This is a genomic window from Pseudomonas sp. PARCl1 (assembly GCF_947311875.1).
GTDB classification, from domain to species: Bacteria; Pseudomonadota; Gammaproteobacteria; order Pseudomonadales; family Pseudomonadaceae; genus Aquipseudomonas; species Aquipseudomonas juntendi.
The window spans coordinates 1-22999 of sequence record NZ_CAMZMX010000013.1 but is presented as its reverse complement, the minus strand read 5'-3'; the positions used below and the strand labels follow the sequence as shown (position 1 = coordinate 22999).

General features: G+C 55.1%; 18 protein-coding genes. 8 read left to right on the top strand and 10 right to left on the bottom strand.

Features of this window, described 5'->3' with window-relative positions; genetic code table 11:
- Positions 1-644 precede the first annotated feature (644 nt).
- Positions 645-1319 carry a heavy metal response regulator transcription factor gene (locus QME24_RS09680; protein WP_003253457.1) on the top strand — a complete coding sequence of 225 codons (675 nt, stop codon included), beginning with the start codon at positions 645-647 and terminating at the stop codon, positions 1317-1319.
- A complete protein-coding gene (locus QME24_RS09675; RefSeq protein WP_104833696.1) occupies positions 1316-2734 on the top strand; it encodes a heavy metal sensor histidine kinase in 1419 nt (472 codons plus the stop codon). Before QME24_RS09680 ends, QME24_RS09675 begins: the two co-directional genes overlap by 4 nt.
- Positions 2735-2791: 57 nt before the next feature.
- On the opposite strand, the gene QME24_RS09670 is transcribed toward QME24_RS09675, so the two are convergent.
- Positions 2792-3379 carry a hypothetical protein gene (locus QME24_RS09670; protein WP_280091136.1) on the bottom strand — a complete coding sequence of 196 codons (588 nt, stop codon included), beginning with the start codon at positions 3377-3379 and terminating at the stop codon, positions 2792-2794.
- 266 nt (positions 3380-3645) lie between these two features.
- On the opposite strand from QME24_RS09670, the gene QME24_RS09665 reads away from it, so the two are divergent.
- Entirely contained in the window at positions 3646-3867 is a 222-nt protein-coding gene (locus tag QME24_RS09665; protein ID WP_003253450.1) for a hypothetical protein, read from the top strand.
- Positions 3868-3949: 82 nt separating this feature from the next.
- On the opposite strand, the gene QME24_RS09660 is transcribed toward QME24_RS09665, so the two are convergent.
- The 3 genes from QME24_RS09660 to QME24_RS09650 are packed head-to-tail and all read right to left on the bottom strand — an operon-like array spanning position 3950 to position 6766.
- Positions 3950-5404: a glycosyltransferase family 39 protein gene (locus QME24_RS09660; RefSeq protein WP_104833694.1), complete on the bottom strand. Its 1455-nt coding sequence runs from the start codon at positions 5402-5404 to the stop codon at positions 3950-3952.
- Positions 5398-6381, bottom strand: coding sequence for a glycosyltransferase family 2 protein (locus QME24_RS09655; RefSeq protein ID WP_104833693.1), 984 nt, complete (start codon positions 6379-6381; stop codon positions 5398-5400). The genes QME24_RS09660 and QME24_RS09655 overlap by 7 nt, the downstream gene beginning before the upstream one ends.
- Positions 6347-6766 (bottom strand): GtrA family protein, encoded by a 420-nt coding sequence (locus tag QME24_RS09650; RefSeq protein WP_004576062.1) that lies wholly within the window; start codon positions 6764-6766, stop codon positions 6347-6349. Before QME24_RS09650 ends, QME24_RS09655 begins: the two co-directional genes overlap by 35 nt.
- 257 nt (positions 6767-7023) lie before the next feature.
- Between QME24_RS09650 and QME24_RS09645 the strand changes: the two genes are divergently transcribed.
- A complete protein-coding gene (locus QME24_RS09645; protein ID WP_280091135.1) occupies positions 7024-7992 on the top strand; it encodes a LysR family transcriptional regulator in 969 nt (322 codons plus the stop codon).
- 210 nt (positions 7993-8202) lie between these two features.
- The gene (locus tag QME24_RS09640) at positions 8203-9510 is read left to right on the top strand and encodes an OprO/OprP family phosphate-selective porin (protein WP_104833691.1); all 1308 of its coding nucleotides are present in this window, start codon (positions 8203-8205) and stop codon (positions 9508-9510) included.
- 75 nt (positions 9511-9585) lie between these two features.
- Here QME24_RS09640 and QME24_RS09635 read toward each other — a convergent pair whose 3' ends face one another.
- From QME24_RS09635 to QME24_RS09615, 5 genes are all read right to left on the bottom strand, one after another.
- Positions 9586-11583, bottom strand: coding sequence for a heavy metal translocating P-type ATPase (locus tag QME24_RS09635; protein ID WP_280091134.1), 1998 nt, complete (start codon positions 11581-11583; stop codon positions 9586-9588).
- Positions 11584-11785: 202 nt separating this feature from the next.
- Entirely contained in the window at positions 11786-12109 is a 324-nt protein-coding gene (locus QME24_RS09630; protein WP_104833689.1) for a DUF2790 domain-containing protein, read from the bottom strand.
- 162 nt (positions 12110-12271) lie between these two features.
- Entirely contained in the window at positions 12272-15433 is a 3162-nt protein-coding gene (locus tag QME24_RS09625) for a CusA/CzcA family heavy metal efflux RND transporter (protein WP_280091133.1), read from the bottom strand.
- A gap of 24 nt (positions 15434-15457) precedes the next feature.
- Positions 15458-16708, bottom strand: a complete 1251-nt coding sequence (locus QME24_RS09620) for an efflux RND transporter periplasmic adaptor subunit (RefSeq protein WP_280091132.1) — start codon at positions 16706-16708, stop codon at positions 15458-15460.
- 68 nt (positions 16709-16776) lie between these two features.
- The gene (locus QME24_RS09615) at positions 16777-18048 is read right to left on the bottom strand and encodes a TolC family protein (RefSeq protein ID WP_133164861.1); all 1272 of its coding nucleotides are present in this window, start codon (positions 18046-18048) and stop codon (positions 16777-16779) included.
- Between the two features lie 404 nt (positions 18049-18452).
- Here QME24_RS09615 and QME24_RS09610 point away from each other — a divergent pair, with 404 nt between their 5' ends.
- The 3 genes from QME24_RS09610 (at position 18453) to QME24_RS09600 (ending at position 21401) form a co-directional block, all read left to right on the top strand.
- Positions 18453-19796, top strand: coding sequence for an OprD family porin (locus QME24_RS09610; RefSeq protein WP_003253422.1), 1344 nt, complete (start codon positions 18453-18455; stop codon positions 19794-19796).
- Between the two features lie 489 nt (positions 19797-20285).
- Positions 20286-20960, top strand: coding sequence for a heavy metal response regulator transcription factor (locus QME24_RS09605; RefSeq protein WP_003253420.1), 675 nt, complete (start codon positions 20286-20288; stop codon positions 20958-20960).
- A 117-nt stretch (positions 20961-21077) separates the two neighbouring features.
- Positions 21078-21401 carry a hypothetical protein gene (locus tag QME24_RS09600; RefSeq protein WP_280091131.1) on the top strand — a complete coding sequence of 108 codons (324 nt, stop codon included), beginning with the start codon at positions 21078-21080 and terminating at the stop codon, positions 21399-21401.
- A 101-nt stretch (positions 21402-21502) separates the two neighbouring features.
- On the opposite strand, the gene QME24_RS09595 is transcribed toward QME24_RS09600, so the two are convergent.
- The gene (locus tag QME24_RS09595; RefSeq protein WP_341790874.1) at positions 21503-22030 is read right to left on the bottom strand and encodes a hypothetical protein; all 528 of its coding nucleotides are present in this window, start codon (positions 22028-22030) and stop codon (positions 21503-21505) included.
- Between the last annotated feature and the right edge of the window lie 969 nt (positions 22031-22999).

Genomic DNA, 22999 nt, shown 5'->3' with positions numbered 1-22999 from the left:
ATTCACCTACCAAAGGAGCGTATGGTTTACAGGTGAATGCACTGGCGTGAACAACTGCCCGTCGCTCTTGCCAAGCTGCTTTGAAATGAGACAATTTCCAAAGCAGCGATGCCTCTTACGCTGCCGTTAAACTAGCAAAGGAGGCTAACACCAAGATGATCGCGCAATTACAATTTGGACATGTAATAGATTGTAAGATAATTATTCGAGAGAATACTGAGCCGCCACGTGAGCTATTCCACGGAAAGGAGCACCAGTTTGCAAGCGTTCATGGGTACTGCCTGGTTGGCGACTCGATCCGAGGACGATACCAGCCCTGCAAGCTAGCGGCAGAAATACTGCCTGTCCTGGCCGATTCCACCCGTCAGGCGAAGCTGTCGTACACCGTTGCAGGCCCCAGAATCCGCTAAGCTCAAGGGTGGAGCCTGCATGACTGTCAGAAATCTTGCGGCTACATTACAAATTTGTAGGATTTCGCCGCGGCCAGCTTCTTCGCGTTAAGATTCAAGCGTCCTCAGGTGACCCGGCGTATGGACAGAGGTAGCGACTACCACATGCCATACCCTCAGCCAAACTTTCGAAAAGCCTGCAACCATAATCTTGGCGGATTAGGCCAACTCCTTCCTCACACCTTGAGATAAGTTATGCGCGTTCTAGTTGTGGAAGACGAAATTAAAACTGCCGAATATCTTCAGCAGGGCCTATCCGAAAGCGGGTATGTCGTAGATATCGTGCACAACGGTGTCGATGCCCTGCACTTGTTCAACACTAATGTCTATTCGTTGGTCCTTCTGGACGTGAACCTCCCGGGTATCGACGGCTGGGACCTGCTGGAAACCATCCGCAAGACCAGCCGGGTCCGCATCATCATGCTGACCGCCCGCGGACGCATCAATGACAAGCTCAAGGGCTTGGACGGCGGCGCGGATGACTACCTTGTGAAGCCATTCGAATTCCCTGAGCTGCTTGCACGCATCCGTTCGCTGCAACGCCGTGGTGATGAGCTAGTCGAGAAGAGCTCGTTGAAAATTGCCGACCTAGAACTCGACTCCGTCCGCCATCGCGTTTTCCGCGGTGGAACACGCATCGATCTCACCACCAAGGAATTTGCGCTTTTGCACCTGCTCATGAGCCGAACGGGCGAAGCACTGACTCGCTCTCAGATCATCTCGTTGGTTTGGGATATGAATTTCGATTGCGACACCAATGTCATCGATGTAGCCATCCGGCGCTTGCGCTCGAAGATCGATGACCCGTTTGAAACCAAGCTCATTCACACGCTTCGTGGCGTTGGGTACGTTTTTGAGGAACGCGCATGAGGCCATTCAGCCTGGCTGCAAAGCTGGGGTTTAAAGTTGGGTTGATGAGCGCAGCGTTGCTGCTTCTGTTCGCCACCTTCGGCTATATGATGGTAGGCAAGGCTCTGGAAAGAAATGCCAGAGCGGACCTGGAAGTAAAGATGGCGGGGATGGCTCACAACCTGTCCACCATCCCGGACATCTCCGGCGTCAACGCGGATGCGCATCAGCTTGTCGATTTGGTCATGGGCCACAACAACCTGTATGTGAGCATATTCGATACCTCACAGAACCAGACTCCCCTGCTCTCGATTGGCTCAAAACAGGTCAATCTGGAGGTGCACAAGTTTCAGCCGGCGGCCCAGCCCAAAGAGCACGAATGGCGTGATACGCAGGACCGTCCTCTGCTGAGTGCTTCTCGGATAATGCGCTTGGGCGATGGAACAGAGGTCAGCGTCTATATGACCATGGACCAGTCATCCAGTGAGGCGTTACTCGATGCGTTGCTGACCTGGGCCTTGATGATGTCCCCTGTCATCCTCGCGCTGATCCTGGCCATTGGCTGGTGGACTGTGCGCAGAGGCCTGCTGCCTCTGACCAAATTCCTCAAGGTAGCGTCAAAGATCTCAACCGAGAGCCTCGACCATCGTCTTCCGACTGATGGGATGCCGGCAGAACTCAAGAAGCTCGCCGACGGCATCAACATCATGCTGGCTCGCCTGGATGATGGGGTTCAGCAGCTCTCGCAGTTTTCTGACGACCTTGCTCACGAACTTCGAGCACCGCTTTCCAACCTGATGGGCAAGGCCCAGGTTGCCTTGACCAGAGAACGATCGCTTTCCGAGTACCGGGAGGTTCTGGAGTCGTGCACAGAAGAGCTGGACCGCATGAGCCGCATGGTTTCCGACATGCTGTTCTTGGCCCAGGTCAGTCATCCAGCATCCATGGTGGAGTTCGAACCCGTCTCCTTGGTCGACGAGGTTCAGCGAGTGTGCGATCTCTTCAGCATTTCAGCAGAAGAAGGCGAGATTCAGCTGCAGATCTCTGGCAGTGATGACGTGGTGCGCGGGAATCGCCTGATGGTTCAACGTGCCGTCTCGAATCTGGTCTCGAACGCGATCCGTTACTGCCCTCGCGGCCGCACGGTCTACGTTAAGGTGCAGCATAGTGCGAGCGGTACGACGTTGAGTGTCGGCAACCCCGGCCGCGGTATTGCCAAGGAACACCACGCGCACTTGTTTGAGCGGTTCTACCGTGTGGACAAGAGCCGAGCACGGAGCGAAGGCGGTACCGGTCTTGGCTTGGCCATTGTGCAGTCGATCATGAGTCTGCACCAAGGATCGGCGAGCGTGGAGGTGACCGAAGAAAACTTCACCTGGTTCCACCTTCACTTTCCCGCAGCCCAGCAAATGCAGCCGGCAATGAGCGCCGCTTAAATTGCGCAGGCACGATTAGGCCCGTCAATCGACGGGCCTTTTGTTTGCCTCAATGCATCAGTGCCGAAGGACCACAGGGTCCATGGGCGACCGCAGAATCACCGACTTAATAATCTTCTGCTCGTCAGGATTGGCGTTCTTCCACAGGTGTGAGAAGTACTGAGCATTCACTTTCTCTTGAGCACTTACGCTGCCGGCGGCATCGATTAGGCGCATGGTCGAGTAGACACAGATCAGCGCCAGAATGAAGAACGCCGTGGCGACCACCATCACATAACGCTTGGCCAGCACCGGTGCCCGCTTGAGCTCCTGGATAGAGGCGTCCGCCGCCTTTGTCGCTGCTGTAAGCTCCGAGATCAGTGGCTGGATGGCGGTGTCGACTCCGCGGCATGCAGCTGAATACGCTGATGCAGCGGCGCGCAAGGCAACCTCCTCCGCGTTCGACCAAGCCTTCTCCGCCTTTCGCACCTCCTCCTGAATCTGCCGGCCGACAGCGTCCAACTGCTCCACCAGTTCGTTCGACCTCTCCAGAACAGCGCTGGAGGTGCGCGTCTGCGAGGTCAGCTCATCGAGCTGGACAGTGAGTTTTTCAGTGCAGCGGCGAAAGTCACCGATAGCAACTGCCCAGGGCTCTATGTCATTCATGGCTATCTCCTAGGGCGGCCAACAACGCCGCGCTGAATTAACGCGCTAGATATCAAAATTGTAATTTAAGAGAAAAATCGAAGTCGCCCTCGACAGTGCCGAGATAGACATGATCCTTCCAGATTTGAAGATTTAACGCATCCTATCTGCAGCCAAAATTACGGAATTGTAATTATTGACTCACCTTGTCGTTAGCTTCGCGTTCCTAAACTACAAACCAACAAAGGCCGCTAATCAGGTTGGCCTAGTATGAACCGAGGTTCACAATGAAATTTGTCAAATCTATCGCTATTGGCAGCCTGCTGCTGGGTCTCATGGGTACCGCTTACGCTGAAGGCGGCTTCGAGCGAGCGAAACAGTTCAACGAGAACTTCCGAACCGAACAGGCTCGCCTATGGAGCGATGACTCTTCGGACCAGAACAAACAACAAGTCGCTCAAGAGCAAAAGAAAGAAAGCAAGGATGGTAAGGAACAAGCCGACAATTAATCGGCGGTTAAATAGGACTTCAAATGACGAAAGAAATCGACAAAAAAGCCAGGGTAAAACCTGGCTTTTTTGTGCTTTGAATTTAGCCTTCGTTCTTGCGAGGCGTTTCCGCATTGCTTTCTCCGGCCAGACCCTCGGCACCTTGTGCGGTGCGTTTCCAATGGCACAGCAGGAGCTGGCTGGCGTTCGCTTCGGTGATCGATGTGCAAGCTAGATCAGCGGGCAGACTATCCTTGCTGTCTCGCAAGCGCCTGGACAGATAGAACGAGCCATCCCGCGGCCACTTGGCAGGATCCTTGATGTTCTCGGACTTCCCACTGCTGTAAAACTCCGACGAGTATGAGCGGCGGCCAGGATAGATCAGGGGAGCGGAATGAGCAGACTGCACATTGAGCCAGGCTTGAACCACATCTCGCTGATTCTGAGGTCGCTCCTCTAGTACCCCGGCGTAGATGATGCCCGCACCGATGATCGGCAACACCAATGCGCTCGCAGCGGCAGCCCAGGTGGTCTTCGGGCCAACTTCGCTGACCCGTGCAGACAGCAGCAATGCCCACGCTGGCAGCGCGGGTAGCAGGTAGGTCCACAGAATGTTGCCTGCAAATGTGAAGAAGACCGGTGTCGCCAATGCCCACAGCCAGAGGTAGGCTTCGAAGCGCTGCATCGATCCACGCTTGCGGATCAACAGTGGTAGGAACAAGGCCCATGGCAGTAGCGACAGTCCGAGCTGGATCCAAATGGTGCCATATGGCTTGGCATGAGCACTGCCGTATAGGTCGCCCGCCCAGTTACTGACGACGTAGCGGCTCCAGTGCTCACCAACGAAAAAGTACTCCATGAAGCCGGGCGTTTTCATCTCGGCTGCGACATACCACGGCACGGATATACCGAACATGAGTACAAGGCCGCTAATCCAGGGAAGCCTCAGTACCCGTCCCCATTCCTTGTAGATAACGAACCAGGCGAATGCCGGCGCCCCCATAAGCACAAGGGTCAGCGGCCCTTTGGCAAGCAAGCCCAGCCCGAGACCTGCGAACATCAAGTAGGCATCCGCCTTGCTGGCGCACTTCATCCAACGCCAGAAACCGTAGCTGGCCAGCAGAATCGAGAACGACAAAACAGGGTCAGTCAGCACAACACCGCTGGAGACCAGGCCAAGTGTGGTGCTGGAAAAAATAATGGCAGCCCAGATGCCGGCGTTACGAGAAATCTGCTGCGTACCGACTTTGATGATGATGAAACAGCTTGCCAGGTGTAGTAGCCACGCTGGGAAACGCGCAGCGAACTCGTTAACGCCGAAGACCGTCATGCTCGCGGCCTGGGTCCAGAAGGACAACGGAGGCTTGCCCCAGAACGGTACCCCGTAGTCGAACATGGGCGTGATCCAGTCATTCAACTCGACCATCTTGCGAGCCATTTCAGCGTAGCGGGCCTCGGATGTGTCCATCAGCGGGTAGATGCCCAGCCCCACCAAACGCAATAGCAAAATCGAACCCAGGATCCACCACAGCGTCCTCTCGTTCTTCAGGCTCAGCATTTCTTACCCTCGATCGAAGCCATCGAGGGGTGGAGTGACACGGGATCCACCTTGTTGCTGTGCTTCAGGAAATAGAGAGGTCGGCGCTTCACTTCCGCGAGTGTCACGCCCAGGTACTCCCCCACCATGGCGACACCGACGCACATGAATGAAGCCAATCCGACGATCAGGTGATGGATGTCGAAACTGCCTGCCACAAGCGACGCAAGCATGTAGCAGATGCTGGAGACGAATAGTCCGAAACTGATGAGGCTGAAAATGCGCAGCGGTTTGCGAGAGAAGCTGACGATGCTCTCGATGGCCAGATTGAACAGACCAGATGCATTCCACTTGGTGCTCCCGGCATGGCGAACAGTGCGATTGTAGGGCAGTTCGATGGTACGAAAGCCTACCCAGCCGATCATGCCTTTGAGAATCCTGGAGCGTTCGTCCAGCGCCCGCAGTGCTGCCAGCGGCGCAGGCCCAATCAATCGGAAATCGCTGACATCGGCCGGCATGTCCACCTTCTCCACCAGGCGCTGCATGACCCAGTAGTAAGCCCGGGCACTCATGCGCTTGAACCACGAATCACCGATTCTCAAGTTGCGCTGCATGTTCACTACGTCGTAGCCGCGTTGCCAGTAGTCCACCATGGCCGCGATGAGCTCTGGTGGATCCTGCAGGTCGACATCAATGAAAATCAGCGCACTGCCACGGGCATGATCTATCCCGGCACTCAGTGCAGCCTCTTTGCCGAAGTTGCGACTCAGGGACAGGCAACGTACAGATGACCCATCCTGATAGTGGCGAAGAATGTCGGCTGTCCGGTCACTACTGCCGTCGTCGACATAGAGGATTTCGCAGGAGACGGGTAAGCGCTTAACCACGCGGGTGATTCGCTGGTGGAACTCGGGGATGGTTTCCTCTTCCTGGAAGCAAGGGACCACGATGGTTAACAAGGGATCAGGGCGCTCTGGAAAGCGATGTAATGTCTGCATGATTGAATGTCCAAAAACGATGTGCAATGAATCCAAGTGCAGTGAGGCTTAAGGTCACTAGGACTTGGGAGATAAGCGGTGACAGATTCGACTTGATGAGGAACCACATACCCACGCCATTGCCGAAGTTTGTGGCTAACGCGACCAGTGCAAACCTGACAGGCTGAAACTTACGAGAGCCATCTGCCACAAAACAGAGCGCCCTATTTCCAATAAAGCTTGCGATTGCGCCAACCATGCCGCCACAGATACTGGCCAGCAACGGAGTAGCGAATTCTGTCGTAACCAGCACTAGGAACACCACGTAATGGATTCCCGTTGCTATGAAGCCGATCCCCAGATAACGAATTAGTAAGGTAATAAGAGGTGGGTTTTGATTTTCCATGCCCAAAGCCTATGGAGGCAAAGGTGAAAAAATAGTGAACTAAATGTAAATGCGTAATTAGCCGAATCTATATATGATAAGTAATGAGTTGGCGCGCTAGGCTAGCACGCTACAATATCAAAGGGATTGCCTGAGGATTACGCTTTTGAAATAAAGGCCTGCCAATAACGCACGCATGACCTGTGCATTACAATGTTGTCAAGATAAGGAAATGTCAGACGACATTGAGCTAGATTCCCCGAATGAAGGGGGATCGAATGGTTACACAAAATGAAACATATACAAGCAGCGTTGTTCCTTACAGTCCTGACATATTGGATGATCTGCCAATTGATGATCAGCTGGCCGTAGAGTTTTTCGCAACAGCACGTTGTGCCAGTTTCAAACAGGCGGCCCGAGGGCTCAATGTGCCAGTGGTAGGCCTTCGCAAACGCTTGGAGAAACTGGAAGAGCACATTGGTGCTCCCGTGTTTGTCTACAAGCACAACAAACTTGCTCTGACCCGGACAGGCGAGAGGGTCAGCCAGTACCTGTGCCAACTCTTCGGCCCTGAAGGCCTGGGAAAGTCCGGTGAAAAGGAGGTCCCGAGGCTTACCATCGCGATCACAGAGCCAGTACTGAGCGACATCGTGAACCGCGATCTAGTCGCCTACGTGCGCGATCATGCCGAAATGCAGCTGGAAATCCATTCAGAGTGCACAGCGCAGATGCTTTCTGAGTGTGAAGTCGATGTGGGTATCGCTTTCGTGAGCCCAGATGATGAGTGCGCGTTTGATCGCCATCCTACGTATAGGTTTGAACGGCTCGGCCGGATTGGGCACGCGCTGTTCATTTCCAGCCGCTACTCAAGGAGCGTCACCCTTCCAGTAGAGAGCTTGGACTTGCACAACTTTATGCTCGTTGTCCCTTGGAATGAAGAGATCTTGGCGGGCTCACGAAAGTGGGCATCGATAATGGCTGAGCATCAGGGCGGTACCACTCGGGTCAAGAGCTACAACCTATCACGAGGCCTTGTCGTTGGTGGTGCGTGTATTGGAGTGCTGCCCGACTACAGCCGAAAATTGGAGAGAAATATCCTACCCGTGCCGGGTTTCTTGGACGACCTGGAGGAGAAAGATGTCTATCTTGTTATCAAATCGAAACTGATACGTAATCCGCAGGTTTTGGAAATTCGAAGATTGATCAAGAAGAGCTTCTTTGATAAGAAGGACTGGCTTGTTCGGTAACAGTTTTGTTAGGTTTGAAACTCTCCCGTTAACACTTCAGAAACACAACTGTCATATTCGCTTGCAATCTAGTCAGAGTGCTTAGAACAAAGGCATCTTGTTACAGCAGGTGACAACCGTGGCCTGCTCCCATCTGCAAGATCAATTTAGGCCGGCGCAGGGCGAAACACAACGTCGGTACCTAAGCACTTAACATACGAGAGGCAAGCAATGATCCGTTCTTCGAACATGCGGGAAAAGCTGTTGGCTGCCGCAATAATAGGCACATTTTCCTCGCAAGCATTCTCCGGAACAGTAACCACTGACGGAGCTGACATCGTTCTGAAGACCAAGGGCGGTCTTGAAGTATCGACTTCTGACAAGGAATTCAGTTTCAAACTGGGCGGCCGAGTTCAGGCCGATTACGGCCGGTTCGATGGTGTCTTCACCAAGAATGGCGATACCGCTGACGCCGGCTACTTCCGTCGCGCCTACCTTGAGCTCGGGGGCGTGCTGTACCGCGACTGGAAGTATCAGCTCAACTACGACCTTTCCCGCAACACGGGCAACGACTCCGACGGCTACTTCGACGAAGCCAGCCTGACCTACACCGGTTTCAAGCCGGTTCAACTGCGCTTTGGCCGCTTCTACACCGACTTCGGTTTAGAGAAAGCTACCAGCTCGAAGTGGATCACCGGGATGGAGCGAAATCTCTCCTATGATCTGGCAGAGTGGATCAACGACAACGCCGGTATGGGTGTGCAGGCCACCAGCACCATCGCCGACATGGCCTATGTATCCGGTAGCGTTTTCAGCGAAACCAACAACAACTCGGATGGCGACAGCACCAAGCGCTACAACGTACGTGGCGTGTTCGCACCGCTGCACAGTGATGGCAACGTCCTGCACGTCGGTGCTCAGTACGCCTACCGCGACCTCAAAAACAGTGCGGTCGATACCCGGATTCGTTCGCGTCTGGGCGTTCGCGGTGTAGATACCAATGGCGGCGGCGATGCCGGCACCAACGGCAACCGCATGCTGTTTGGCGGTGCCGCCGCACAAGAGGGCCTGTGGAAGGACGATTCGGTCTGGGGTCTCGAAGGTGCCTGGGCCACCGGCCCGTTCTCGGTGCAAGCGGAATACCTTCGCCGCAAGCTGAAAGCTGACCAGGCCAACAACGACATGAAGGCCTCCGGTTACTACGCCCAGATGGCTTACACCCTGACCGGCGAGCCGCGTATCTACAAGCTCGATGGTGCCAAGTTCGACACTATCAAACCAGAGAACAAGGAACTGGGTGCCTGGGAAGTCTTCTACCGCTTTGACGACATTAAGGTCGAAGACGGCAACCTGGTCACCGCGGCGGACCAGTCGAACGAGCGCAAGGCTAAGAGCCACACTGTTGGTGTGAACTGGTACGTCAACGAGGCAGTAAAACTCAGTGCCAACTACATCAACGTGCGCACCGACAATAACGAGAACACTGTGGGCGACGACAGCGGCAATGCCATCGTGACCCGCCTGCAATACGTCTTCTGATCACTCACTAGCGGACGAAAAAATCGGGGGCGCCTTTTGCGCCCCCGATTTTTTTTGGCCCAATCAAATGAGTGATCACGCGTCTTTGCGGTAGGCCAACAGGCGCAAGGCGTTGAAGACCACCAACAGTGTGGAGCCCTCATGGATCGCAACAGCGGCACCAATGCTCAAGCCCATGATGGTTGACGGAACCAGGATGGCCACAATCCCCAAGCTGACGAACAGGTTCTGGCGGATGATCGACCGCGTGTGACGGCTCAGCCCCACCGCAAAAGGGAGTTGCCTGATGTCGTCAGCCATGAGCGCGATATCAGCCGTTTCCAGGGCGACATCAGATCCGGCAGCCCCCATTGCGATGCCAACGCTCGAATTGGCCATCGCAGGGGCATCATTCACGCCGTCACCCACCATGGCCACCTTGGCGCTAAGGCGCAGGTTCTTGATGGCCTTGACCTTGTCCTCCGGCATCAGGTCTCCCCACGCCTCATCTAAGCCAACTTGTTTGGCTACAGCCTCTGCAACACGGTTGTGGTCTCCAGAAATCATGACCATGCGGTCGATGCCCATCTCTCTAAGCGTCTGGAGTGCCTGTTTGGCCCCCTCACGGGGTGTGTCCAACAGCCCGATAGCGCCCAGATCCTTGTCAGCACGACGTACCACCATGGTTGTGCGGCCCGACTGACGTAGACGCTCCGCAGCCTCCAGGGCTGCCTTGCTGAGTGCGGGAATACCATTGGTACCGAACATCTCGACCTTGCCAATCCATACGAACTGCCCATCAAGCTCAGCACGCACGCCGCGGCCAATCATGTTGCTCATGTTCATGGCTTGGAATCGGCGCCGTGTGCCAATCATCTCTTCACCGTCACGCACAATTGCCGCAGCCAGCGGGTGGTCGCTCATCGACTCCACAGCGATGGCGACGTTTAGCAGATCCTCGATCTGCGTGCCGCCTATGGGTATTACATCGGTAATACGTGGGCGCCCTTCGGTCAGGGTACCGGTCTTGTCGAATGCCATGGCATTCAAGGAGCCAAGCTCTTCAAGTGGCGCACCGCCCTTGATCAGCACGCCACCTCGGGCTGCCCTGGCGATGCCAGAGAGAATGGCGCTTGGTGTAGCGATCGCGAGCGCGCAGGGGCTGGCTGCAACCAGTACGGCCATCGCCCGGTAGAACGAGTCACGAAACGGCTCGTCAAGGAAAATGCCGGCAAATAGCAGCCCGACTACCAGCAGCAAAACCAACGGGACGAATATGCGTTGGAATCGGTCCGTGAATCGCTGGGTCGGTGACTTCCTCACTTCGGCTTCACTGACCATCTTGATGACCCGCGCCAAGGTACTTTCCGTGGAGCGCCGTGTTACCTCAACCTCGATGAGCGTTTCGCCATTGATAGTACCGGCGAAGACTTTCGAGGTAGCCTCCACGGCATCTGGTTTGCTGCGTGCGAGTTCGGCATCAGCGACAGGCTGCTTGTCCACGGGGACGCTCTCACCCGTCACTGGCGCCTGGTTGATGCTTGAGGAGCCTACGACTACAAAACCATCGGCCGGCAGGCGATCATTGGGCCGCACGATGACAACGTCACCGGGAACCAGCAGCTCCACGGGCATTTCCACCGTGCCATTTGCTCTGCGTACGATCGCGGTGGCTGGTGCGAGCTTGGACAGTGCCTCAATCGCTTTCTTGGCCCGCCCCATCGCGTAGCTTTCAAGGGAATGTCCCAGACTGAACAGGAACAGCAGCAGAGCTCCCTCTGCCCAGGCGCCAATGCTTGCGGCACCGGCTGCGGCGAGAAGCATCAGCGAGTCGATCTCGAAGCGTTTCTGGCGGATGTTGCTGATCGCTTCCTTAGTGGTGAACCATCCGCCGAACACGTAGGCCGACACGTACAGAATTAGGGGCAGTCGATCGGTCAGCCCAAGTTTTCCTGCGAGGGCTCCGGCACCCAGGAGAGCACCACAGATCAGCGCGAAAATCAGCTCGGTGTTCATGCCCAAAATGCCGCCATGCTCATGGCTATGACCTTCATGCCCAGCTTGGTCATCAGGGCGTTCAAGCAAACTCTTCATAACTCGTCCCTTCTGGGGTCAAGGCTTCCAATTGCCCTCTGCAGTTGGGGAGCCGTCTCTGTTGGTTGGCTAAGATCTATTGCACGGTTTGCCCGGCCCAGGCGCTAAAATTTTGAACCTATGGAGGCAACGGGCGTAATAAAAAATGCCAGGCACTGCCTGGCATTTACGAAATCTCTAATTGTACTGTTCAAATCATTTACTACTTGTTGTTGATGCATTGCGAATACATCGAGTAACGAACAGTCTTGAGCGTGCCCTGGGAGTCCTCAAAGGTCATCAACCGTGGGTAGACCTGGCAGGTACGGGGGTCCTGCGACTGACGTACGAACTTAGCAACGTCGATCTTCATGCCATATTTGTAATCCTGAATCTCTGGCATTGGCTTGCCATTTTTCTCTGCGTATTTGGCCACTGCGGCCTGATGTTCCTTGGTGTATTGCAGCTGCTTGCTTTCGGAAAAAGTGTTGGCCTGTGAAGCCACCGAAAAAACAACAAGTGCTGCAGCGATTATTAGCTTTTTCATAAAACCCTCTCAAATTCAAAACTTCTCGGGCGTAACCTTAGCAATGCATAGGCATCACCGGCATGACGAGAAACTTACAATTTTGAAAGGTAAGTGCATCTACTTCACTTTAAACAAAAAAGCCCACAACACGTGTTGTGGGCTTCTCTTTAGCGGAGGCTGTTAGCTAACCACTTCGGCCTCATCGCCGTCTTCATCCTTGCGGTGTGCCCAGTGATACAGGGCAGGCAATACCAGCAAGGTCAGTGCGGTGGAGGACAGGATCCCGCCAATCACCACCGTTGCCAATGGCCGCTGAACTTCTGCACCGGTACCGGTAGCCAAAGCCATCGGGATGAAGCCCAGGGACGCTACCAAGGCTGTCATCAGAACAGGCCGCAGACGGGTCAATGCACCTTCATCGACTGCCTGCCTGAGCGTTCGTCCCTCCTCCCTTAGCCCGCGGATGAAGGCAATCATCACCAGGCCGTTCAGTACTGCAACACCGGACAGTGCGATGAAGCCAACACCTGCCGAGATCGACAGTGGGATATCCCGCAGCCAGAGCGCTACGACACCACCGGTGAGTGCGAATGGAATACCGGTGAAGACCAGCATACCGTCCTTCAGGTTGTTGAACATCAGGAACAACAAGGTCATGACCAGCAGCAAGGCGACTGGAACAACGATCTGCAGGCGTTTGGCTGCCGATTGCAGCTGCTCGAACTGGCCACCCCAGGTCGTCCAGTAGCCCGCAGGGATTTGCACCTTCTTATCCAGCGAAGCGGTCGCCTCCTGAACGAAGGACCCCAGGTCGCGGCCTCGAACGTTGGCACTAACGATGACCAGACGTTTGCCGTTTTCGCGGCTGATTTGGTTCGGGCCCAGTTGCAGGTCCAGATTAGCGACCTGGGACAGCGGGATGAAGCCGATCTGATTGGCACCCTGAGCCGCATTGGCAGGTACCGGAATGAGCAAGCTGGACATACCCGCTACGTCGGTGCGGACGGTCTCTGGCAGGCGCACCACCATGTCAAATCGGCGGTCGCCCTCATACAGCGTGCCGGCTTGGCGGCCACCCACGGCGATAGCGATCGAGTTCTGAACATCCGCGATATTCAGGCCGTAGCGTGCTGCTTTTTCGCGGTCGATGTTGATAGTCAGCACCGGCAGACCGGATGTCTGTTCAACTTTCACTTCCGACGAGCCCGGTACCGCTTTGAGCGCTGCAGCGATCTTGTTGGCAGTGTTGTTAAGCACGTCCATGTCATCGCCGAAGACCTTCACAGCAACGTCACTACGTACGCCCGAAATCAGCTCGTTGAAACGCAGCTGGATTGGCTGCGAAAGCTCATAGTTGCTTCCTGGAACTCCCGCAGCGGCCTTCTGCACCTCAGCAATCAGCTCATCGCGTGGCTTCTTGGGGTTAGGCCACTGATCCTGAGGCTTGAGCATGATGTAGGCGTCGGAGGCGTTCGGCGGCATCGGGTCAGATGCAATTTCAGCAGTACCCGAGCGTGCGAACATCCGTTCAACTTCAGGCACCTGCGCTATTACCGTTTTCTCCAGACGCTGCTGCATCTCGACGGACTGAGTGAGGCTCGTTCCAGGCACACGCATGGCCTGAAGCGCAAAGTCGCCCTCACTGAGGCTTGGGATGAACTCGCTACCCATACGACTTGCCAGTACACCGCTCAGCACGACCAAGGCTGCCGCGGCCGAGAAAGCGATGTTCCGATGTCCCAGCACCCATTGAAGAACCGGCTCATAGCGCAGTCGAGCTGTGCGCATGACCACGCCTTCTTCTTCCTTCACCTTGCCAGTGACGAACATGGCAATAGCTGCAGGAACAAAGGTAACGGACAGGACCATTGCACCCAGCAGCGCCATCACAACGGTGAAGGCCATCGGGTGGAACATTTTGCCTTCGACGCCGGTGAGGGCGAAGATCGGCAGGTATACCACCATGATGATCAGCTGACCGAAGATCAGCGGCCGGCGAGCTTCTCGCGCCGCGGCAAAGACCTCGTGGAAGCGTTCGGTTTTGGTGAGCATGCGGCCATGCTTATGCTGCGCATGAGCCAGTCGACGGATCGCGTTTTCTACAATTACCACGGCACCGTCGACGATGATGCCGAAGTCGAGTGCCCCCAAACTCATTAAGTTGGCACTGACCTTGTTGTTGAACATGCCTGTGAAGGTGAACAGCATGGACAGCGGAATCACCATCGCGGTGATCAGAGCCGCACGAATGTTGCCGAGGAACAGGAACAGAATGGCGATTACCAGAACCGCGCCTTCCACCAGGTTCTTCTTCACCGTCGCGATGGCTTTTTCAACCAGGTTGGTACGGTCATAAACGGTCACGGCCACCACGCCCTTTGGCAGGGTGCGGTTGATGTCCGCCAGTTTGGCGGCGACAGCTTGAGATACGGTACGGCTGTTTTCACCAATCAGCATGAACACGGTACCGAGCACGACTTCGCGGCCGTTCTCAGTAGCAGCGCCTGTACGGAGCTCTTTACCGATGCTGACATCAGCAACGCTGCTGATGCGAATCGGTGCACCGTCCACACTGGTGATCACGATGTTAGCAATGTCTTCGATGTTGCCTACCTGGCCCGGCGCACGGATGAGCAACTGCTCACCATTACGCTCGATGTAGCCGGCGCCGACGTTGGCGTTGTTTCTTTCCAACGCTGCGACCAGGTCATTGAGTGTCAGCTTGTAGGTAGCCAGGCGCTTTGGATCCGGCGCAACCAGGAACTGCTTGGCATAACCGCCGATGGTATTGATCTCGGCCACACCCGGGACATTGCGCAGCTGAGGTTTGATGATCCAGTCCTGGATCACGCGCAGGTCGGTCGGGGTGTACGGCGTACCGTCCTCTTTGACCGCGCCATCTTCGGCTTCAACAGTCCACAGGAAGATCTCGCCGAGGCCGGTAGATACCGGACCCATGACGGCCTCTACACCTTCTGGCAGCTGTTCCTTCGCAACCTGTAGCCGCTCGTTGATCAACTGGCGGGCAAAGAAGATGTCAGTGCCATCCTTGAAGATCACGGTGACCTGAGACAGGCCAGAGCGAGACAGGGAACGGGTCTGCTGAAGGCCCGGGAGACCGGCCATGGCCGTTTCAACTGGAAACGTGATCCGTTGTTCGGTTTCCAAGGGCGAATAACCAGGCGCTGCAGTGTTGATCTGTACCTGGACGTTGGTGATATCGGGTACCGCATCGATGGGCAGCTTTTGATAGCTGTAGATACCGATACCCGCCATGATCAGAACAGCGATCATTACTACGATGCGCTGCTCGATGGCGAATCTGATGATACGTTCAAACATGAGAAATCATCCTGTCAGTTCGCATCAGTGACCGTGTTCGGCAGAAGCTTTGCCGAGCTCGGACTTGAGTGTGAAGCTGCCACTGGTTGCTACCTGGGCGCCGGCTTCAATACCGTCGATGATTTCCACGTACCCATTGTCGCGGCGACCCAGTTTTACTGGGCGGGTGTCAAAACCTTCTGGGGTGCGTACGAATACCGAGGGCTTGTCTTCAACGGTCTGCACAGCGTGCTCAGGGACCGCTACGGCAACTCGATCGGTCTGGGAGGTGACCGCAATGTTTACGAACAGGCCTGGACGCCAGGCGCCGTTGGGGTTGGTCAAGGTGACGCGCACAGTGGCTGCACGGTTTTGCTCGCCCAGCAGGCTGCCGACATAACCCACCTTCCCTTCGACCTGGACGTTCATGTCAGGCGAAGAGACTTTCACTGCACGGCCAGTCGTGACCTTGCCCAGATCTGTCGGCGGAACTGCGAAGGTTGCCCAGACCTGATTCAGGTCGGAAAGGATGAAGGCGTTGGTCGCCTCGCTGACGACTTCGCCAACGGTCAGGTGTTTCTCCACTACCACGGCGTCGAAGGGAGCGCGGAGCTCGTAACGATTACCGCCAACGGAGTTAACTGAGGCACCGATTGCGCCGACCTTCTGCTTGGCGTTGGCCAAGGAGATATCCGCCTCTTGCAGAGCTTGGCGTGCTTGGAGGTAGTCTTGCTCTGCAGAGATCTTGTCCTGCCACAGTTGCTTCTCACGCTCGAAGGTCACACGCGCCAGTTCGACGCGACGCTGTGCGGCCTGTTGTTCGCTGCGCAGGTCAGAGATCTGCTGGCTGGCGATTACCGCGAGGACTTGCCCTTTCTTGACCGTCTCGCCCAGGTTGGCCTGGACAGCCTCAACAACGCCAGGAACACGAGGAACCACATGGGCAGTACGATCTTCGTCGAAGCGAATTTCGCCCGGGAAGCTCACGACTGTACCCAAATCACGGGGCGCTGCAGCTTCCAGGGCAACGCCGGCGGCCTTGATCTGTTCAGCGCTGAGCGTCAGCTTGCCCTCTTCTTCACCGCCCTCTTCGCTATGACCTTCTTCTCCATGACCCTCATCCCCCTTATCTTTGGCGGCAGATGCGGCTTTCTTTTCGTCGCCATGACCGTCGTTAGCGCCGTGCTCGGCGGTGCTGGCGGCCTGTTGCCCGGAACTGCTGTTCCAGGCAAGGCTGCCAAATCCGAGGGCTGCCACAGCGGCTACCGCGAGGGCGATCTTGCGTTTGTTATCCATTGCTACTCCTGCTGATCGTAGGCACCGGCTTGTTCAAGGCTGGGTGCCGAAGAAAATGTTTGGCCCGTTCAGCGAGCGCCGGCAGTTGAGCCGACTTCGCCATAAACCCTTTCCACCTGCGCACGCGCATTGGTCGCCGCTGCCAACGATTCGAGGTATTGGCCACGAGCGACGATCAAGGTGCGCTGGGCATCCAGCACTTCGATGAAGCCAAATTTGCCCATCTCGAAGCCGCGGGTTGCGGTCTCTACGGCTTGTTGGGCTGATGGCAGAATGGTCTTGTCGTAGGACTCGACCTCCTGCATGGCGGTGGACCACTGGTTCAACGCGGTTTGGGTTTCGGTGCGCAGACGCAGCTCCACAGCATTGCGCTGGTCTCGGGCCTGATCTGCACGACGAGAAGCGGAAAGAATGTTGCCTTGGTTACGATCGAACAGCGGCAACGGCATGGACAGGCCCACAGTGTTGACCCGCTCGCGCACAGAGCGGTCGTACTGGCTACCTACGCTGACAGTAAGGTTTGGAATGCGCTGGGCTTTCTCTGAGCCGAGCGAGGCGTCGCTTTTATCAATCTGCACCACGGCTTGGCGCATTTCTGCGGTCTGATCGAGCTTTGCCAGCAGATCTTCAGTGCGAGGCGGCAAACCCGGGGAGAGTGTTGGCGATTCGAGTCGATCAAACACGGTGACTGAGCTCCCGGTAATTTGAGCGAGCTGTTGGTAAGCGGTCGCTTTTTCCGTTTCGGCACGTCGAACTTGCAGCTGGGCTTCGGCCAGTTGCACTTGAGCGCGGGTCGCCTCCACTGGGGACGATTTACCTGCGCGAACACGGCCATCGACGATGCGAAGACCGCGTTCAGTCAATTCGAGAGATTGCTTGGCCAGGTCGAGACCTGTCTGGGCTCGCAACGCGGCATAAAAGGCTTGGACGACATCTGCACGCAGGCCGTTAACGCGACGGTCTAACTCAAGCTGTGCGGCGGTCTGCCCGTATGTGGCGACGTCAACACGAGCCCCCCGCTTACCGCCCAGCTCAAGGGTCTGGCTGAGAGAGACAGTCGTCTGGCTGGTATTACGACGGGTGTCTTCCACGTCATACGAGATTGTGGGGTTGGGGATAAGCCCGGCCTGCTTGCGAGCACCATCAGCGATCCCAATCTCTTGCCTGGCAGCGGCCAGGTCTGGGTTGGCATCCATGGCCGTCGAAAGCGCCTGGGGCAAGCTGATGCTTTGGGCAAGGGCTGCAGGAGCCATCAACCCAGAGATGACTGCACAGAGTGCAGCGATCTTCCAGGGCGAGACGGGGGTCTTGGGTAAGACATTGCGGTTATACCGGGGCACTTTGATGGTCCTCGTGCACAAACTTCGATAAAGCTTGGCGAGAACGCCGAAACAGCTGCCAAGCCCCACTTGATTAGGTGATGGCACTCTAATGAGCGGTAGCTATCAGAGGGGTGGCTAGAAAATTACAATTTCGTAAGAAAGCTTTGTAATGCCCGTAAATACTGGGAAACCCAACCCGACACGATGATTTCGATACAAGCAACGGAGATGGCAAACACGCGGTGCGAAGGTGCCGAATAACAGGTAGATAACGAAATTGTAATTGTCCTATCACCCTCCCGTTATCTTCGGCCTGCAAATATGAGCTCGCGCTACGCTAGGCGCGCCGCCGGGTCAGAACAACTAACGACACCCGCGCCGGTAAACATAATAAAAACTGCCGTGAATCAAAGGAGCATCGGATGAAAATCAAAGTACCACTGTATTTGGCGGCAGTTTCTGCGCTGTCTGGAAGCTATGCTATTTCGGCACAAGCTGAAGACAAGCCAGAAGGCTTCATTGAAGGCAGCAGCCTTACAGTGTTGAACCGTAACTTCTACTTCAACCGTGATAACCGCGACAGCACCGCCCCCACTTACAACAGTGGCAAGGGCAATACGAACGGCTACTCCGAAGCCTGGGCGCACGCGATCATCAGCAAATTCAACTCCGGGTTTACCCAAGGTACCGTTGGTTTTGGCGTTGATGCCTTTGCCATGATCGGCCTCAAGCTCGACACCGGTGATGGGCGCAACGGCGGCCGTAGCTCCTTCGACGTGCTGCCCGTTGATAACAAGGGTGAAGCTCGCGACGAATACACCAAGGTCGGCGGCGCAGCCAAAGTCCGCTTGTTCGATACCATCGTGAAAGTGGGTGATGTCTTCCCATCGACCCCGGTCGTCGCATCGGGTGACTCTCGCCTGCTGCCAGAGAGTTTCCGCGGTGTGACCGTTGAGAACACCAGCATCCAGGGCCTTACCCTCCAGGGTGGTCGTCTGCATGCGATGAGCCAGCCGGTCTCAAGCAACCTGAACGACAACTTCGTGACGTTCTACGGCGGCCCGGTCAACTCGCCATGGATCGGTTACGGTGGCGGTGACTACTCGATCAACGACAACTGGACTGTGAGCGTCTACGCCAGCCAGCTGAAAGACGTCTGGAATCAGTACTACGCCGGCACAAGCGTGGTTTACCCGCTGAGCGACGATCTGGCGCTGATCGGTGGCTTCAACTACTACAAAGCCGTAGATGAAGGTAAAAAGCGCCTGGGTGAATTCGACAACAACATCTGGAGTGCCAAGGTCGGTGTGCGTTACGGTGCCCACACCCTGGCCCTGTCGCATCAGCGCAACAACGGCGACGACGATTTCGACTACCTGCGTCAGTCGGACTCGATTTTCGTCGACAACTCCATCCAGTACAGCGACTTCAACTCGCCGAAAGAGCGTTCCTGGATGCTGCGCTATGACCTGAACTTCACCAGCTACGGCATTCCAGGCCTGACGTTCATGACCCGCTACGCCAGAGGCTCGGGCGCGGATTACTCGAACGCTAACCAGTTCTACATGCGCACCGACGACAACGGCAACCCGCTCGACAATCAGAAGCGTTGGGAGCGTGACGTCGAAGTCAAATACGTTGTCCAAACCGGTCCGGCAAAAGATCTGTCCTTCCGGTTGCGCCAGGCAACCACGCGTGCCACTGCTTTCGAATCGGATCTGGATGAAACTCGTGTAATCATCGAGTACCCGCTTTCGATTCTGTAATTCGCTAACTGGGCCAGTTATCCATTGGCTGGTCCTGTTAGTAAAACGAGCATTACGCATTCACCTTGAGTGGCTTAAGTGCTCCTTTGGTAAAAGGTGGATATTTGGCGCCCATTGGGCGCCTTTTTTTTGCCTAGAATTCAAGTAGGCGTTCGATTGTACGCATCGCATGCCGGTGAAGTTCATGACTACACCAATGACCAGTCTCTTCAATGTGAGCGACCTCGCCGTCATCTGAGCGGAACGAAGCCAGCACAAAGAAGAAAATAACCCAATACTTCATAAGGTCAAATCACCTGCTGGAGAGAGGGCCCGCAACTGTCAAACCCAAACCGCGACAAGATATACCGCCAGACTATCAACTGTATTACCTAGAAATTACAAATCCGTCATTTGAGCCCCGGCACGCTCATTTTGATTTACCATCCCTTTCAATAATGCCGGCGCGCGTGCGCGGTTAATTGCTCAGTGATATCGAGACAAAATCCCATGCGAATTCTGGTAATTGAGGATGAAGTAAAAACTGCGGAGTATGTGCGTCAAGGTCTGACGGAGTGTGGCTATGTCGTAGATTGCGTCCACACCGGTTCAGATGGATTATTCTTGGCCAAGCAGCACGAATACGAGCTGATTATTCTCGATATAAACCTCCCAGAGATGGATGGTTGGCAGGTTCTTGAGTTGTTGCGCCGTAAAAATTGCCCTTCCCGCATCATGATGCTGACGGCAAGAAGCCGGCTGGCGGATAAGGTTCGGGGGCTGGAGAACGGCGCAGATGACTACCTGATCAAGCCATTTGAGTTCCCTGAGCTGCTGGCTCGGGTTCGCGCCTTGATGCGTAGGTCAGATCACCCCGCATCAGTAGAGGTCATTCGCGTCGCTGACCTAGAGCTTGATCAGAGCCGGCATAGGGCATTCAGGGACGGTCAGCGCATTGACCTGACCACGAAAGAATTCGCGTTACTGCATTACCTGATGCGTAATACCGGTGTGGTGCTGAGCCGCACCCAAATTATTTCGCAGGTTTGGGATATGAATTTTGACTGCGACACAAACGTTGTAGAGGTGTCGATTCGAAGACTCAGAGCCAAGATAGATGACCCTTTCGAGACCAAACTGATACATACGCTTCGGGGCGTAGGGTATGTGCTTGAAAAACGATAGTTGCCAAGCTCTCTAGTACCGAAAATCGGCTACATACTCCCGTCGCTTGCGAGCTTGAGGGTTCTGTCTACGATCCGCGGCGCTGATTCCTCACCCAACAAATGAGGTAGGCTGTACATGAGGTATAGCATCGATTATCAGCAGGTTTCGCAAGGTCAGTCGCATGCCAGGGTTGATGCCTGTCCAGCTGACATTATCTTCAACAGTGACCATGGCCTAGTTCTTATTCCGTGCGTCGGCGATGTTATCAACCTTCCCTCTACTTCGGTAAAAGAAGGGGTTTGCGGCATCGTTAGATCAAGGATTTTCAATTATCTAAGAGGTCCTGAAGAGCTGTACTGTCACGTCAATATTCTCGTTGAAGAGGCGGATATCAATTTCGGAAATCTGATCTCGGAATACATGCGCAATCAGGCACGTGCACGCTCGCCTTCTTCATAAAGTCGAAGGCGGGCCTGGCCATTAATGGTTATGTACCGGTGAGGGTTCAGCAGAGCGAGCGCCTACTGAGCACCGGAGATGAATAGTCACAGCCTAGTGGTTTAACGCGGTACTGCTGGTTTACGCAGAGCTGGACTCATTGTTTTTTGAATGGCGCATTGCAGCACATAGAAATATAAAATCCCGGAAGCAAATACGATTGCGGACAGATAAGCAAACTCAGAGTCCAGAACCCCGGAAACCATATACAATTTAATCGTGATAGAACCCATGATGATTCCGGTACAGTACATGACGCCTGTGAACTGATTGCCCAAAAAACTCAGGATGCCGCTGAAAGCATTGTTCGCACTCAACAGCATTGCTTTCAGAATCGTCCAGCCGAGAATTGGCAGAAAAGCCTTGATCATGAAGGCGAATAACATTGATGATGCAAATAGTTTTATCGGGGTTTCTGCCCACGGCTTGATGGTGCCGTCTACTTCAACGCCGGTATACAAGATGATATTAAGAATAATCGCCATAATGGTGCATATACCGAGGCGTATCATTTCCCGCTTAAGCGGGGCCATCATTATCACTGCGTGAATCTTGTTTCCAAAGTATCGCTTTAGTCCTTGGGTCGACATTTTTCTTCCTATGCTCTCGGGTATGACGCTGTTGTAGCGTTGTATAACGGTCATGCTTTTACCCGAAGAGAGGTGACGCTTCAACGGTTCTGAATTGCGCAGGGGATCTCATGTCCTTCCCTGGCTGGGTAGCTTGCTGAGAAATTCTCATCTGCCTGCGTGGCAAAGATGCGGCCACCCCGCCGCCGTCAGAGCTCTGGAGGACTGGTTGCTGTGAGCAACTCATCGAGTGACGGAACCTTAGCGTTAGCACTGAGGACGAGTGTCCTGGATCGGAGTATGGATACATCAAAGAAAGATTCGCACTCGACTCTTCCATTCACTTCTCTCCAGTGGGTGACTTCTGGTATCAGCTCATTAGGCACCGGATGTAGTGCCATAGGGTTATGGAAGACCTCCACTTCAGCAGACCACGGCTCGTAGCCATATTGCGGCCAGAGCTGACCGTAGTCGCTGGACGCTACATCCAACAGAAATGGGATACCTCGTGATGCTCCTGGAGAACGGTCGAAAAACTCACCAAACCGCAAGTATCGGTACCCGTCTAGATGAGCTCCACCTGAGATCGGCACTCGGCTGAGCTTTGGCACTGTGCAGGCATTGGTGAAAATGACCGCTGAAAGATGGGCATTTTCCCTTAGCGTAAATAGGCCGTTGGGGCGCCCTGATAGCAGAGATGTCTCTTCCCGCACAGTTATCAGGTGCGTTCCACGATGCGCAGATGAGTGAACTGCAAAGCCATATAGATAGCTGATGAGCGACTCCCTGCTCCACAGCATTGAACTGGGCGCATGGAAATCGGCTAAGGCCAGAACGAGCGGCTTACCCTCCACGTGCGGTAGGGATTCGTAACGCTTGTCCAATTTGTTTTGGATGGTCCTCGCAAACCTTTGTAAGCGTCCGCCCAACTCACCTTGCGTAAGTCAGGCCGGCACCCACTGATGCGGCAGCAATTGCCCGATCTCACTG